Source organism: Mesorhizobium sp. M5C.F.Ca.IN.020.32.2.1 (assembly GCF_004023105.1).
Lineage (GTDB): Bacteria > Pseudomonadota > Alphaproteobacteria > Rhizobiales > Rhizobiaceae > Mesorhizobium > Mesorhizobium wenxiniae.
Genome location: NZ_RZSX01000067.1, coordinates 1 through 12,879 on the forward strand (window position 1 = coordinate 1; position 12,879 = coordinate 12,879).

13 protein-coding genes and 1 pseudogene are annotated in these 12,879 nt (G+C 59.8%); 12 read left to right on the plus strand and 2 right to left on the minus strand.

Annotation, left to right across the window (positions count from 1 at the left end):
* Together EOA86_RS38435 and EOA86_RS38440 are read left to right on the plus strand one after the other, a co-directional pair.
* A partial coding sequence (locus EOA86_RS38435; protein ID WP_164891574.1) for an EAL domain-containing protein occupies positions 1 to 223 on the plus strand: 223 nt, incomplete at its 5' end.
* Positions 189 to 611, plus strand: a complete 423-nt coding sequence (locus tag EOA86_RS38440; RefSeq protein ID WP_259979747.1) for a transposase — start codon at positions 189 to 191, stop codon at positions 609 to 611. The genes EOA86_RS38435 and EOA86_RS38440, both read left to right, overlap by 35 nt.
* Positions 612 to 1,900: 1,289 nt before the next feature.
* Here EOA86_RS38440 and EOA86_RS05535 read toward each other — a convergent pair.
* Positions 1,901 to 2,548 (minus strand): TetR/AcrR family transcriptional regulator, encoded by a 648-nt coding sequence (locus EOA86_RS05535; protein ID WP_128340928.1) that lies wholly within the window; start codon positions 2,546 to 2,548, stop codon positions 1,901 to 1,903.
* 107 nt (positions 2,549 to 2,655) lie between these two features.
* Between EOA86_RS05535 and EOA86_RS05540 the strand changes: the two genes are divergently transcribed.
* From EOA86_RS05540 to EOA86_RS05570, 6 genes are all read left to right on the plus strand, one after another.
* Positions 2,656 to 3,549 (plus strand): NAD(P)/FAD-dependent oxidoreductase, encoded by an 894-nt coding sequence (locus tag EOA86_RS05540; protein ID WP_128340929.1) that lies wholly within the window; start codon positions 2,656 to 2,658, stop codon positions 3,547 to 3,549.
* A 22-nt stretch (positions 3,550 to 3,571) separates the two neighbouring features.
* Complete coding sequence (locus tag EOA86_RS05545; protein ID WP_128340930.1) at positions 3,572 to 4,045, plus strand: isoprenylcysteine carboxylmethyltransferase family protein; 474 nt, start codon at positions 3,572 to 3,574, stop codon at positions 4,043 to 4,045.
* 1,500 nt (positions 4,046 to 5,545) lie between these two features.
* Complete coding sequence (locus EOA86_RS05555; RefSeq protein ID WP_128340932.1) at positions 5,546 to 7,039, plus strand: extracellular solute-binding protein; 1,494 nt, start codon at positions 5,546 to 5,548, stop codon at positions 7,037 to 7,039.
* 13 nt (positions 7,040 to 7,052) lie between these two features.
* On the plus strand, positions 7,053 to 8,228 hold the full coding sequence (locus EOA86_RS05560; RefSeq protein ID WP_128340933.1) for a sugar ABC transporter permease: 1,176 nt from the start codon (positions 7,053 to 7,055) through the stop codon (positions 8,226 to 8,228).
* Positions 8,225 to 9,298: a carbohydrate ABC transporter permease gene (locus EOA86_RS05565; RefSeq protein WP_095520362.1), complete on the plus strand. Its 1,074-nt coding sequence runs from the start codon at positions 8,225 to 8,227 to the stop codon at positions 9,296 to 9,298. Before EOA86_RS05560 ends, EOA86_RS05565 begins: the two co-directional genes overlap by 4 nt.
* Positions 9,295 to 10,413, plus strand: a complete 1,119-nt coding sequence (locus tag EOA86_RS05570) for an ABC transporter ATP-binding protein (RefSeq protein WP_128340934.1) — start codon at positions 9,295 to 9,297, stop codon at positions 10,411 to 10,413. The genes EOA86_RS05565 and EOA86_RS05570 overlap by 4 nt, the downstream gene beginning before the upstream one ends.
* 553 nt (positions 10,414 to 10,966) lie before the next feature.
* On the opposite strand, the gene EOA86_RS38445 is transcribed toward EOA86_RS05570, so the two are convergent.
* On the minus strand, positions 10,967 to 11,140 hold the full coding sequence (locus EOA86_RS38445; RefSeq protein ID WP_164759793.1) for a hypothetical protein: 174 nt from the start codon (positions 11,138 to 11,140) through the stop codon (positions 10,967 to 10,969).
* A gap of 32 nt (positions 11,141 to 11,172) precedes the next feature.
* Between EOA86_RS38445 and EOA86_RS05575 the strand changes: the two are divergent.
* The 4 genes and pseudogenes from EOA86_RS05575 to nuoK all read left to right on the plus strand — a co-directional run.
* Positions 11,173 to 11,280, plus strand: a pseudogene (locus EOA86_RS05575) (DUF2161 family putative PD-(D/E)XK-type phosphodiesterase); the annotation flags it as partial.
* Positions 11,281 to 11,399: 119 nt separating this feature from the next.
* Positions 11,400 to 11,831, plus strand: coding sequence for a CBS domain-containing protein (locus EOA86_RS05580; RefSeq protein WP_065007016.1), 432 nt, complete (start codon positions 11,400 to 11,402; stop codon positions 11,829 to 11,831).
* 285 nt (positions 11,832 to 12,116) lie between these two features.
* Entirely contained in the window at positions 12,117 to 12,617 is a 501-nt protein-coding gene (locus EOA86_RS05585; protein WP_023800377.1) for an NADH-quinone oxidoreductase subunit J, read from the plus strand.
* On the plus strand, positions 12,617 to 12,879 hold a 263-nt coding region (gene nuoK / locus EOA86_RS05590), incomplete at its 3' end, for an NADH-quinone oxidoreductase subunit NuoK (RefSeq protein ID WP_128340935.1). The genes EOA86_RS05585 and nuoK, both read left to right, overlap by 1 nt.

Below are 12,879 nucleotides of genomic sequence, written 5' to 3' on the forward strand. Positions count from 1 at the left end.
CGGTTTAGCCAAATCGCGGGAGGATCGGCTGCTTGTCAAAACCGTGATCGATCTTGGTCGGACGCTCGGGATCGAGGTCATGGCCGAGGGCGTCGAGACAGAGGCGGATCGGCAAACTCTGCACAAGCTTGGCTGCAAAACCGCTCAGGGCTTCCTGTTCTCCAAGGCGGTGCCACTCAGCCAAGCGCTTGGTTTGGCAGTTAAAGAGCGCCAGGAGTTGTGACCGGCATCCGCCATTCGCTCACGCGCGCCACCTCGCCGGGTTCAGCGGTATCCTGCAAGTGGATGGCTACTCGGCCTATACCAACCTGGTCAAGGCACGGGACAAAGCCGGCAGCAATGAAACAATCCGGCTCGCCGGGTGCTGGGCTCACCTGCGGCGCAAATTCTACGACCTGCACATCAGCGGGATCTCGCAGGGCCGCGACGGGTTCGATCACCGCCATGACCGAATTGTGGAAGGTCGAGACAAGGTTCGTGGCAAGGATGCTGGAAGCCGCGCCGCGCTGCGTCAGGAAAAGTCCGTGGCCATTGTCGCGAGCCCCTTCGATCTATGGGAAGCGGAACTGGGCAAGGTCTCGGGGAAATCCAAAACCGCCTTGCGGGGCTGACCTTCCATCTGGTCCGTGGTTAGCTGATAGGCGGTTTATTTGTCGTGCAACGTGCTCTTTCAGCCTAAGCTGCTCCACGCGTGGGGTACCAAATGTCAGACTTTCACCACTAGGAAATCGCGAACGGGCGCGGCGCTTACTGGCCGCATTGCCGCAAAATAGCGTCGGAAGGTGGGATCGGCGTGACGTTGTTACTCAGAGTGAGTGGTCCCGAGAGTTGAGGGCAGAATCGAAATTCGCGTGTTCCTATAGCGCATCTCCGATCGGGGGCCATCGCCACGAGCAGCAGATGAGGCAATGCGAAGCTTGGTCGATCGACAGAGTGATGCGGCACGACATCCATTTCCTACCAGCCCATTCCCCCCGATACAGCCGCGCGTCTACTCGAACCTAGAGCTGTCGAGCATGAGCAAACACCGTCCTTGTTGTGTTCTGAGAACTCCAGCTTTACCTCGCCGAATGGCAGCTCGCAAATGATGCAATCAAAAGTGTGCATACCGCGGCAGCGACCACATTGTTTCAGTCTTTTCAACAGCGTAAGAATCTGACGGTATTTTTGACGGTACTCACTGGTTGTGTGACTTAAATTAAGTAATTGAAACAATCAGGTACGGCCTTAATTGATGATTGAATGGGAGTGAGGGGAACGGCGATGATAGGCGGCTCTAGCGTAGTATTTCGCAGAAAATACAATGATTTGCGGGCAGGGCAGACTGCTAGCCAAGGCACATTATCAATGGAATTGACAAATCTATCAAACCATTGAAATCGTTAAGTTTATCGGAGCGCTGGCGCGGCTCGCAGCTTGGAGCAGATCACTTTGACGGTACTTTTGACGGTGTTTTTCGTACCGACAGAGCATTCTAAAAAGTACCGTCATTCGTTTTTAGGGTTTGACGGTACTTTTCTGTGTGTCAACGCTTTGAAATATATAACGAAAATGCCCCGTAGCATGACATTTCCGCGCTGACGGTACTTTAGTTATCGACATACATAGTTTCGGCTTTGGCTGCGGTACCGATCGATGTTCCGGACCCGATCGCATGTCATCGGATGGCACCGTCGCATCACCTATCAAATGTTGTCCCGACTGCTGCCGGATCTGCAATGAAGAGAAGCGTCGAACGCATCCAGGCGGGAGCGTGGACCGCGGTAGATGCGAGCGTCTTTTATCGTTGGGAGAAAGATGAGGTGCCGCGATCTGTGCAGGCTCGGCCGCGCGCGCCGGCGCAATATGACGAAGCGCCTGGACCACGGTCCCGGCCAAGCTGCCCGGAGCAATCAAATGCTTATCCGCCCGCGTGGTCGTTGCCACCGTGCGCGGCGATGAACATGGCGACGGCCGACCGGCAATAAGATTCGATTTCGTTGTCGTCCTCTGCTCTCGCCTGATCGAAGCGTGCGATAATCAGGAGATCGGATCCTTTGAAAAGCGCGGCAAACAAGCGGGCAGACCGGAGAGGATCGGGCACGTTCAGAACCGCCTTCGCGTGCAACTGGCGCAACAGGGCCTCGATTTGGGCGATGACATGGGCGGGGCCGGCTTCATAGTGGAGCTTGCTCAACGACTTTTGACTCGTCCTGTCGGCCATGACCATGGCTTCGACACTGCGGACGTCCGGGCGCAACAGCGTGCGAAGCAGGGATGATCCCACCGCCATGAGCTGCTCTTCGGCCGAACCGTCGACGCCTTCAAAAAGGGCCTGTGGTACAAACTGATGGCAGCGGGCCGCAAAGGCCGCGCTGAACAGCGCCTCTTTGTTCTCGAAGTGCCGATAGATGCTGAGCTTGGATATCTTCGCTCGCTGGGCGACCTTGTCCAATGTCGTCGCTTGAAAACCCAATTCCGCAAAGAGTTCGCCCGCGGCGTCGACTATCGTTTGGCCAAGCGTCTCGTTGGCGGGCCGGCCGCGCCGGGCCTGACTATTTTCGCGCACGACAATTCCAGTCCTTGACAGTATCCTAATTCTTGAATTACGATACCATGTAGTATCTGAAATGTGCAAGCCAGGCCCAGCCCAACCACAACACGGAGCCCATCACCATGGATGACGTCATCATCATCGGCGGCAGCTTTGCCGGTCTCGCCGGCGCCCTGCAGCTCGGCCGTGCCCGCCGCAAGGTCACCGTGCTCGATACCGGCCTGCCGCGCAACCGCTTCGCCGGCCACTCGCATGGTCTGCTCGGCCACGATCACAAGCCACCGCTGGACATCCTGGCCGAGGCGCGGCAGCAGCTGGCGCGCTATCCCACGATCAGGCTGGTCAATGCCCGGGCCGACAGCGTCTCCGGCGCCATCGACGATTTCTCCGTCCTCACTGGCGATGGCGAAAGCCTTGGGGCGCGCCGCCTGATCCTGAGCTATGGCGTCGCCGACCAGATGCCTGATGTTCCGGGCTTTGCCGAAGGCTGGGGCACGTCCATCGTGCCCTGCCCCTATTGCGACGGCTTTGAAGTCGCCGGCCAGCATTGGGGCCTCGTCTGGTCCGGCCCGCAGTCGCACAATCAGGTCAGGCTGTTCCACGATTGGACCGACAGGTTGACGCTCTTCGCCGATGGTCACGACATTCCGCCCGATATCCGGGCCGATTTGGCGCGTCGCAACATACCTGTCGTCGAGGGCCGGATCACCGAGATCGCCCGTCACGGGGGCCATAGCGCCACCGTCAAGCTCGATACCGGCCCCGATGTCGCGGTCGACATCCTGTTCGCGCATCCGCGCAACAAGCCGTCCGCAAGCCTGCATGAATCACTGGGCCTCGCCACGGTCGATACGCCCCTCGGCGTCGCCCTCAAGGTCGACGAGCGCCGCGAAACCAGCATGCCCGGCATCTACGCCGCCGGCGACCTCGCCAACCCCCTCATGCCCTCGGTCACCACGGCATCATGGCAAGGCGCGATGGCGGGTATCTTCGCCCAGCAGTCGATGCTGGTTTGAAAGCACAGATTGGAGGATGAGCATGGCCGTCGAACCGGACAGCGCGGGTGTGCGCTTCCCTCCGCCCTTCGTCTATCTGGGAGCGCTGCTGTTGGGGCTGGCGGCGGAGCGGTTCGTCACTCTGCGCTCTTTCGGCATCGACTGGCGGTTGCTGGTCGCGACGGGCGCGCTGCTGTTCGTTGCCGGCGCGGCGATGATGCTTGCGGCGGCGGGGCTGTTCCGGCGGCTGGGTACCAACGTTCCGCCGTCGCAGCCAACGACCCTCATCGCAACGACCGGTCCCTATCGGTGGACCCGCAATCCCATGTATCTCGGCATGGCGCTTATCTATGCCGGCCTTGCGATCGGCTTCGACGGGCCGATCGCCTTAGCCTTGCTCCCGTTGGTGCTGATCGCGATCCAGACGCAGGTGATCGCCCGCGAGGAGCGCTATCTCGAAGCGAAGTTCGGCGACGACTACCGCCGCTACAAGGCCGAGGTTCGCAGCTGGCTCTGACTATTCCGCCGCTGCCGCCTGCGAGGCCTTCTGAGCACCGGCTTCCTTGCCGCGACCCCCTCCGGGAAGAAGTTCAGCAAGTGGAGGGCGCGACATTGCACCTTGAACCGTGCTGTCGCGCCCTCGGAGCGGGTGGGTCTTGAGGTGTCCAGTTTATGCTGCCGGGAGTGTCCAGTTTGCACTGCCAGCGGTATCCGTTCACCTAGACGGAGAGGCATGGCGCTTGGATGACGCTGGCGCGGCGGGTCGCGTTGTAGCGCGCGCTGTGCTATGAAAGTTAGCGACGGTACTTTCTTCGTTCGCTGTGAAACCCACCTGAGTTGCCCAAAGTGGGTCCGGAAGGCGATCGACTTCGATAGATACCGAAACCGCACAGAATTTTCGTGCTATTTTTCCCTTTGAAATCAGACTGTAACGTTTTGACGGCCCATGGGTCGGCTTCTTGCGCGGCAACGAGTAAAAAACCTAGTTATATCAGTGGCCTAACTAGATTTAGAACAATCGAGTGGGAGTGAGGCGACTCGGCGGCCATATCGTAGGTTGAAAGATTCGGTAGGCCCTCTGCTCTTCGCTATAGTTGATCAAGGTCAGGGTGCTCTCTTCGTTTCAATTTGGATGCGGTCGCTCGGCAAGCAAATAGAGTTCGAGTTTGCGGGGTACTCTGGCGCACTATGGAGTGCAATTGGGAGGCTCTCAGCCCTTCAGACGTCGCCGAACGAGGGCGCGGTTAGATCCAGCCGATAGGCGATGACCTGCTTGTCACCCGACGCCCTTTCCAAGGTGAAGATATCAGATGCGAGCAGGTCCTATCTGGGGCAGCGGACAAAGCCGCTTCTCTCATACTGGTGGCACGCGACCTTCATAACGGCGGCCGTATGGATGCTCACGAGCGCCACGACGGCTGGGCGCCTTGAGGCATCTATTCAAAAGCAGACGGCCGAACCCGCGGCCGCGCATCTCCGGATGGGCCGCAAGCGTGCGGTCGCCCCCCCAGCCATTGCGGAAGGCCAGCCCTTGCGCACGCTCGTTTCCATCGATTCATGGAGAGTCGCAGCGACGGGAGCCTGCGTAGCCCAACAGATATTCACAAATTTGCTCACGCGACCTGCGGAGTTGTTCTACAATCTCTGGGCAGGCCCTATGACAAGGACGGCGAAGTCGCCTCCAAGGGCAAGGTCGATGACATGCTGATGGTGAGACTGAAGGAGCACGACTTCTTCAAGGGGCCGATCCCGCGGAGCGCCTGGCGTCTCGACTTCGGCTCCTCCTGTCACGAGCGTAACCGAATATGCGGCTTAAGGAGTCGAGCCAACCCGGCCTTGATGGAGGATCGGCGGAAGGACAGGCTTACGGCTCGAAGACCACAACTGTCAGGAGGGGAACCGCCAGGCGAAAGACACGGCTAGCCTACCGTCTCCGGGCCCAATGATATCTACGTCCTTGAAAAGGCATTGGAATCAATGACACCAGGGTGAGCGAACCAACAAAGGGAGGAAACCAATGTACCACGTTGAAAAAGTTTTGAGCCCACTCCTTCTTGGCGCAATGGCCATGGCCGGCGTCGCGGCGAGCGGGCCTGCGGCAGCGCAGAAAATGTATGACGGCGTCACGGTCAGGATCATGACCCGACCCGGACCGGTTATTGCCCAGCGTCTTGTCGAGCGCGGCAAGGAATTCACCGGGATGACCGGGGCGAAGATCGAGGTCGCCGAGGTCCCGTTCGCGGAGCTGTTCCAGAAACTTCTCACCGACTGGGCGACCGGCACCAACTCCATCGATGTCGGCGTCTTTGCTTCGAGCTGGGCGCCCGAATATGTCGACGCCGGTCTACTCCAGGACCTGACCGACTATGTCGCGCAGGACACCAAGATCGAAATCAACGACATTGCTCCGTTCTTCCGCGAATATAACCAGAAGGTCGGCGGCAAGACCTACCTGATCACCGTCGATGGCGACTTCCAGATGGTCTATTACCGCAAGGACATTCTGGACCAGATGGGCTTGAAGCCGCCGCGCACGTGGGACGAGTATCATGCGGTTGCTGCTGCGACCGACGGCAAGGACCTGAACGGCGACGGCACGCCGGATTTCGGCTCTTGCATGTTCAAGAAGCGGAACGCGCAGTCATACTTCGCCATCATGTCGATCGCTGCCGCCTACGTTCAGACTCAGGGCACCTCTGAGGGCATGTTCTTCGATCCCGCGACCATGAAGCCCTTGGTCAATAACGAAGCCTGGGCTGAGGCCTTCAAGATCTACAAGAAGAACGGCGAATACGGACCACCCGATGAGCTCAACCACGACATCGGTGACACCCGGGCACTCGTCACGACTGGTCGCTGTGCATTGGCCATCGACTGGGGCGACATCGGCCCCCTGTCTCTCGACCCAGGCGGCGAGGCCATCAAGAACAAGATGGGCGCCACCGTCATGATGGGCACCAAGAAGGTGCTCGACAAGGCCACCGGCAAGCTCGTCGACTGCGATGCCACCCGTTGCCCGCATGCGATCGACGGCATCAACTACTCGCCGTTCGCGGCGTTCGGTGGCTGGACTGGCGGGATCAACGCCAAGGCTGACGACAAGGTGAAACAGGCCGGCTATGACTTCCTGTCCTACATGAACCAGGCGGCCCAATCGAATGTCGACGTGACGATCGGCTGGACTGGTTACAACCCGTACCGCAACTCGCAGCTAGACAATCTCGAGCCGTGGATCAAGGCCGGGTTCACGGAGGAGTCAGCCAAGAACTATCTTGGCGCCATCAAGGACAGCCTGAACAACCCGAACATGGCCTCGGACCTCAAGATCCCGGGGACCGCCGAGTATCAGGGTGTCGTGCTTGACCGCGAGCTCGCTCGCTTCCTCGCCGGCGAGATCACGGCTGAAGAGGCGGTGGCGAACGTCGAGACCGGCTGGGAAGAGATCACAGAGCGTTTCGGCCGGGACGAGCAGAAGAACCTGTACAAGTCTTCGCTCGGCATCACAAACTGAGGGTTGAGGGTCAGTGACCTCCGGTACCGGAGCAACGACAACCAGTCGGCTGGGGCGTGTCGCCCCGGCCGGCCTCAATGCTTCCGTCACGACGAGGGCGAGGCTGAACGAGTGGCTCGCCCGCCAGTCGCGCCAGCTTTTCATCGCTCCCGCCGTGATCATGATTCTCATCTTCTCAGTGTTCCCGACGATAGCGTCGCTGGTGCTCGCCTTCTCCAACATCCGCCTCAGGGCCGGTTCCTATCAGGTCCAGTTCGTCGGCCTGAGGAACTTCCGGAAGCAGTTCTTCGGCACCGAGCAGTTCCATTTCCTCGGGACCTTCACCAGCATCAGCCTGCTCGGCTGGATCGTCACGATCGCGAGCGCGGCCAGCCTCATCTGGTGGCTCTACCGCTATGCCAAGCGAGACTTCACGATCCTCGGCTTTATTGGCCGGCTGATCACCGCCAGCATGGGATTCGGACTGGCGCTTCTCTTTTCCGCGACGCTGTTCAGCGGCAATCCGTTCGGCACGCTCGGCGTGACCATCTTCTACGTGATCGTCGGGTGCACCATCCAGTTCCTGATCGGCCTTGGCCTCGCCGGTCTTTGCGCACAGCCGATCAAGGGCCGGACCTTTTTCCGCGTCGTCTTCTTCATCCCCTTGATGATCACGCCGATCGGCATCGGCTACAGCTTCCGCATGCTGGCGGACACGACCAAGGGTCCGTTCTCGCCGGTTTGGCAGTGGATCGGCCTCGGTGACTTCGGCTGGGCTAACCATGCCTGGACTGCCCGCTTGTTCATCGTGATCGGCGATTCCTGGCAGTGGATCCCGTTCATCTTCGTCATCCTGCTTGCGGCGCTTGAGAATGTTTCCCGTGATCAGGTGGAGGCCGGCCAGGTCGACGGTGCCAGCGGTTGGCAGGTGTTCAAGGAAATAACCTGGCCGCAAATTGCGCCGGTTGCCGCCACGGTGATGCTGATCAGGATCATCGAGGCCTTCAAGCTTGTCGACCTCCCCAACATCATGACGTCCGGAGGCCCCGGCATCGCGACCGAGTCAATGACGCTTCATTCATTCTTTGCATGGCGGGCGCTGAACCTCGGGGATTCTGCGGCGATCGCCTACCTGCTTCTGTTCGTGACGGTGGTGTTGTGCGTCTCCTTCTTCAATCTCCTCGTCCTCAAGCGATTGAGGCCGGCATGATCACGCAAAACATCCGGATGTCACCCCGGAGATCCCTGCTCAGGCGGTGGTTCGAGCCGAAATCAATCAAGAAGATGGCGCCGGCCACGGCCGTCATCGTCTACGGCCTTCTGATCCTTTGGGCGGTGTTTGTCCTGTTTCCGCTCTATTGGCTCCTGATCACGTCGTTCAAGTTGCCAGCCGACGTCAACGCCGGCCCGGTCTACCTGCCCTGGATCGACTTCACGCCGAGCCTGCATGCATGGCGCGAGTTGTTCGTCTTCGATTACGAGGACACGCTGAGGGCCTACATCAACTCGATCATCATCGCGCTTCTCGCCACAGTCCTTTGCGTCACCATCGGCTCGATGGCCGCCTATGCCTTGGGGCGTATTCAGTACAAGCCCAAATTCGCGACGATCGTTCTCTTCGTTCTCTGCTTGGTCGCGATGGCGGTGGTGGTCGGCCGTTGGGGGGTCGATTGGCGCCTGTCGCTTGCCGTCGCGCTCGCGGTCTTCTTCGTTCTCGCCCGCGCCGTTGGTCGCCATTTCAAGGCCACGCTGGGGAATGGAGATATCCTCTTCTGGATGATCTCGCAGCGCATCCTGCCGCCGATCGTCGCCGTTATTCCGATCTACATGATGTTTCAGAGCGTTCGGCTGCTCGACACCCACATCGCGCAGATCCTGGCCTACGCGGTAGTCAACCTGCCGATCGTCGTTTGGCTGATGCACGACTTCTTCGTCACCATTCCGACCGACCTCGACGAGAGCGCGCAGCTCGACGGCGCCACCCGCTTTACCACCTTCGTCGAGATCATTCTGCCCTTGGCGAAGCCCGGTCTCGCAGCGACGACGCTGCTGGTGCTGATCCTGTGCTGGAACGAGTATCTGCTGTCGCTGTTCCTTTCGACGTCCAATGCGCAGACCATGCCTATCCTGGTCGCCGCCATGAATGCGGGCGAGCGCGGCATCCTGTGGTGGAGCATGGCGGTGGTCATCATCGTCATGATCTTTCCGGTCGTACTGATGGCGCTCGTCCTTCAGCGCTTCATTTCCAGGGGGATACTGTTGGGGGCGGTGAAGGGATGAACGTGGAAGAGAGGGGCATCGACACCGGTCATCGAGCGCAGCGGCTGTCGCTGCGCGGTCTGAACAAATCGTTCGGTGCGGTGCACGTCGTCAAGGATCTCAGTATCGACGTTGCGCCGGGAGAGTTTCTGGTGCTGCTCGGGCCCTCCGGTTGCGGCAAGACCACCGGGCTTCGGATCATAGCCGGCCTGGAAACCGCCGATTCGGGCCAGGTGGTGCTCGGCGATACCGACGTCACCGACATGCTGCCGAAGTACCGCGACGTGGCGATGGTGTTCCAGTCCTATGCCCTCTATCCGCACAAGACCGTCGCCGAGAACATTGATTTCCCGCTGAAGGTCCGTGGTGTGTCGAAGCAGGAGCGGGAGCTCGCCGTCCGCGACGCTGCTGCGCAGGTCCATATGGAGGATCTCCTCGACCGCTACCCGCGCCAGCTGTCCGGCGGCCAGCGTCAGCGCGTGGCCCTGGCAAGGGCCATCGTGCGACGGCCCTCGGCCTTCCTGATGGACGAGCCGCTTTCCAACCTCGATGCGAAGCTCCGCGGCTTCATGCGCGCAGAGCTCAAGCGCATGCAGCACCAGCTCGGGGTGACCACCGTCTACGTCACCCACGATCAGGTCGAGGCCATGACCCTTGCGCATCGCGTTGCGATCATGGACCGCGGTGTGCTGCAGCAGATCGGCACCCCTCGCGAGGTCTATGATCGCCCGGCGAACCTGTTTGTCGCCGGTTTCATCGGCTCGCCGCCGATGAACTTCCTGCGCGGGCGGATCGAGAACAATCGCTTCGAGAGCCAAGGCGTGAGCCTGCCGGTGGCACCAGATAAGGAAACCATGGCCAAGGATGTGGTTATGGGCTTCCGCGCGGAAGACGCCGACATCGTCAAGCCCGGCGCTGGTCTGTTCGATGCTACGGTCTACGCCGCCGAGCCTACCGGCGACGTGACGTTGGTCACGCTCGTGGTGGGCAAGGAGAGCCTGTCGGTCAAGATGCCGAAGGATTACGACATCGACTTCGACAAGGCTGTCGCCGTGCACTTTCCGCTCGATCGAGGCTTTCTGTTCGACGCCCATTCAGGTGTGCGCCTGGCGGCCCGGCTCGTGTCCGTATCCTGACCGATTCTTGCAGGCTCCAAGCCTGCACCTGGTGAACTAGTCTAAGTGCCAGGCGTTGACGGCTACCCTTGGCGTCAAAACCTACACCCTCGATTCGGTGCCCATCCGGATCTTCGATCCGGCCAAAAGGCTAAGTTTTCGACGGTCGTTCTGACGGTCTCAAAAAATCTGAAAAAATATTCCTATTTAAATTGCTGGGATATAATGGAGTAGCTGGAAAGACCTGCGGAGTTCGGCGAAACCGCCATATTTGCTGGAAAAGCATAGGTTATCCGCGATCTTGTTGAATCCATCATCAATTGGGCCTCGGATACGGGCCGGGGAACCTACCGTCAGGTGAATCAGCGTGCTGATGGTATTTCCAACGGCCTAAGCTTTGAAACTATGAGAAAAAATGCAGTTCAAGGAGCCATGTCTGCTCTGACCGTATTTTACGCAAGTGCATGGTATTCTGGTTGCCGCGGTCGATCACAGATCAAGGCGACCGCAGGCCGCGGCGCGCCTGAAGCTCCTTCGGAGCTACGGCCACGAGCGCAATTGGTTGGCGGTGAGCCTAGTTGGTCTTCAACTGGCCAACGCGGTTTTCGGCAATCCAGCGAGCGGCAAGCACCAATGCGCCCATGCTGAAATCCTTGCCGTGCTTGGTCACCATTTCTTCCGACAGTTTGGCGAGCCGTTCGAAAAATTCGTCCTTGCTCTCATCCTCGGGGGTGGCTTCGGTTTGCATTATTTCCTCCTGTTGCATGCGCCCTGCCTTTGCGGCGGCGCTCTCGGCTGATCAATGAGCATCGGCGACGGCACGGCGACCCTGTAGCAGGCGGCGGTTTGTGTGAGCCAATCATGAAGGCCTACCGCCAGGAAGCACTGGCGCCTGAGCACGCAAGTCGGACTTGAAATATGAAGGCGCGCGGCGCACGATGACGCAGAAATGCACCAAGAGGGAGATGGGGCGGAGGGCTGGAGCGTAGCAGCGCTTGGAGGAAGCCATGAACGTCAAATCGATTCTCGAGGATAAGGGTCGAGCCGTCGAGACGATCGGCCCGAACGAGATGCTCGCCGTGGCGATCAACAGGCTCGCCGAACACAGGATCGGCGCACTGGTCGTTACCAATGGTGATCGCAAGGTGGTCGGCATCGTGTCCGAGCGCGACGTCGTCTGCGCCTTGGACAAGCATGGGGCTGCGGCGCTGGAGCAGAGTGTCCGTCACGCAATGACCGCCAAGGTCAAGCTCTGCACCGAGAACCACACGGTCAACCAGGTCATGGAGATCATGACCACAGGCCGCTTCCGCCACCTGCCCGTGGTGAAGAACGGCCAACTCGACGGCATCGTCTCGATCGGCGACGTGGTGAAGAAGCGCATCGAGGAGGTCGAGCACGAGGCCGAAGAGATTATTCACTACATCTGGGCGGGGTAAGCTCGCCAAAGGCCCGCCGTCTGGCCGCGACGTCCTTTTTTCAGGTTTTCAGGGTTTCTGATCCCGTGCCGAACCTCCTTCGGCAGCCTGAATAACGGATAAGCAGGCTGCGGGATCGCACACCGTATCAGATACTGAGACTTGGGCATACGTAGCGCCAAACCATGTAATCTTGAGAAAAATCCGATACTAGGGCACAATTTGTAGACGCATCTGAAGTGCGCAGCTATCTCAAAGCCGGCCGTCTTGCGCCGAGGGACAGATCGCGGCGGAGGGTTGGCGTCGATGGATCAGGCGTTCTTTCTTCTGTTCGCTGCGGCGTCCGTGATCACGGCACTGACCGTGGTCCTGGCGCGGAATCCGGTTCACAGCGCATTGGCGCTGATGGCGTGTTTCCTGCAGATCTCGGCAATCTTCGTGTTGCTCGAGGCACCGTTGCTCGCTGTCATCCAGATCTTCGTCTATGTCGGCGCAATCATGGTCCTGTTCCTGTTCGTGATCATGATGATCGATGTGCGCGAAGCGGTGTTGCAGCGGTTCTTGCCGGGCGGCAACCTGCCGGCTCTGGTGCTGCTCGTCCTGCTTGGGGTCGAGATGCTTGTACTGGTGCTCTGGAGCGACCGCTTTTCGGTCACGGAGCCCGTCGCGATGCGCGGCGGCGATCAGATCAGGCAGCTCAGCATGACACTTTTCGCCGACTATCTCCTACCGTTTGAAGCCGCCTCCGTGATCTTGCTGGCGGCCCTAGTCGGCGCCATCGTGCTGGCGCGGAAGGAGCAGGGGTGATGGTTCCGCTCTGGTGGTATATTTTGCTCGGAGTGGTCCTGTTCGTGATCGGAGCGGCGGGCGTGCTGCTCAGGCGCAACATCCTGGTCGTGCTGATGTCGCTGGAGTTGCTGCTCAACTCGGTCAACATCAATTTCATCGCTTTCGGGCGTTACTACGACGATTTCCGCGGGCAGATCTTCGCGATCTTCGTCATCGCAATCACCGCGGCGGAGGTTGCGGTCGCCCTCGGGATTCTGGTCGCCCTCGTGAGGAACAAGTC

Excerpts from the sequence above, each read along its gene's own strand:
- EOA86_RS05565 (WP_095520362.1), top strand. The coding sequence starts at position 8,225 with ATGATCACGCAAAACATCCGGATGTCACCCCGGAGATCCCTGCTCAGG.
- EOA86_RS05555 (WP_128340932.1), top strand. The coding sequence starts at position 5,546 with ATGTACCACGTTGAAAAAGTTTTGAGCCCACTCCTTCTTGGCGCAATG.
- EOA86_RS38445 (WP_164759793.1), bottom strand. The coding sequence starts at position 11,140 with ATGCAAACCGAAGCCACCCCCGAGGATGAGAGCAAGGACGAATTTTTC.
- EOA86_RS05585 (WP_023800377.1), top strand. The coding sequence starts at position 12,117 with ATGGATCAGGCGTTCTTTCTTCTGTTCGCTGCGGCGTCCGTGATCACG.
- EOA86_RS05540 (WP_128340929.1), top strand. The coding sequence starts at position 2,656 with ATGGATGACGTCATCATCATCGGCGGCAGCTTTGCCGGTCTCGCCGGC.
- EOA86_RS05580 (WP_065007016.1), top strand. The coding sequence starts at position 11,400 with ATGAACGTCAAATCGATTCTCGAGGATAAGGGTCGAGCCGTCGAGACG.
- EOA86_RS05545 (WP_128340930.1), top strand. The coding sequence starts at position 3,572 with ATGGCCGTCGAACCGGACAGCGCGGGTGTGCGCTTCCCTCCGCCCTTC.
- EOA86_RS05570 (WP_128340934.1), top strand. The coding sequence starts at position 9,295 with ATGAACGTGGAAGAGAGGGGCATCGACACCGGTCATCGAGCGCAGCGG.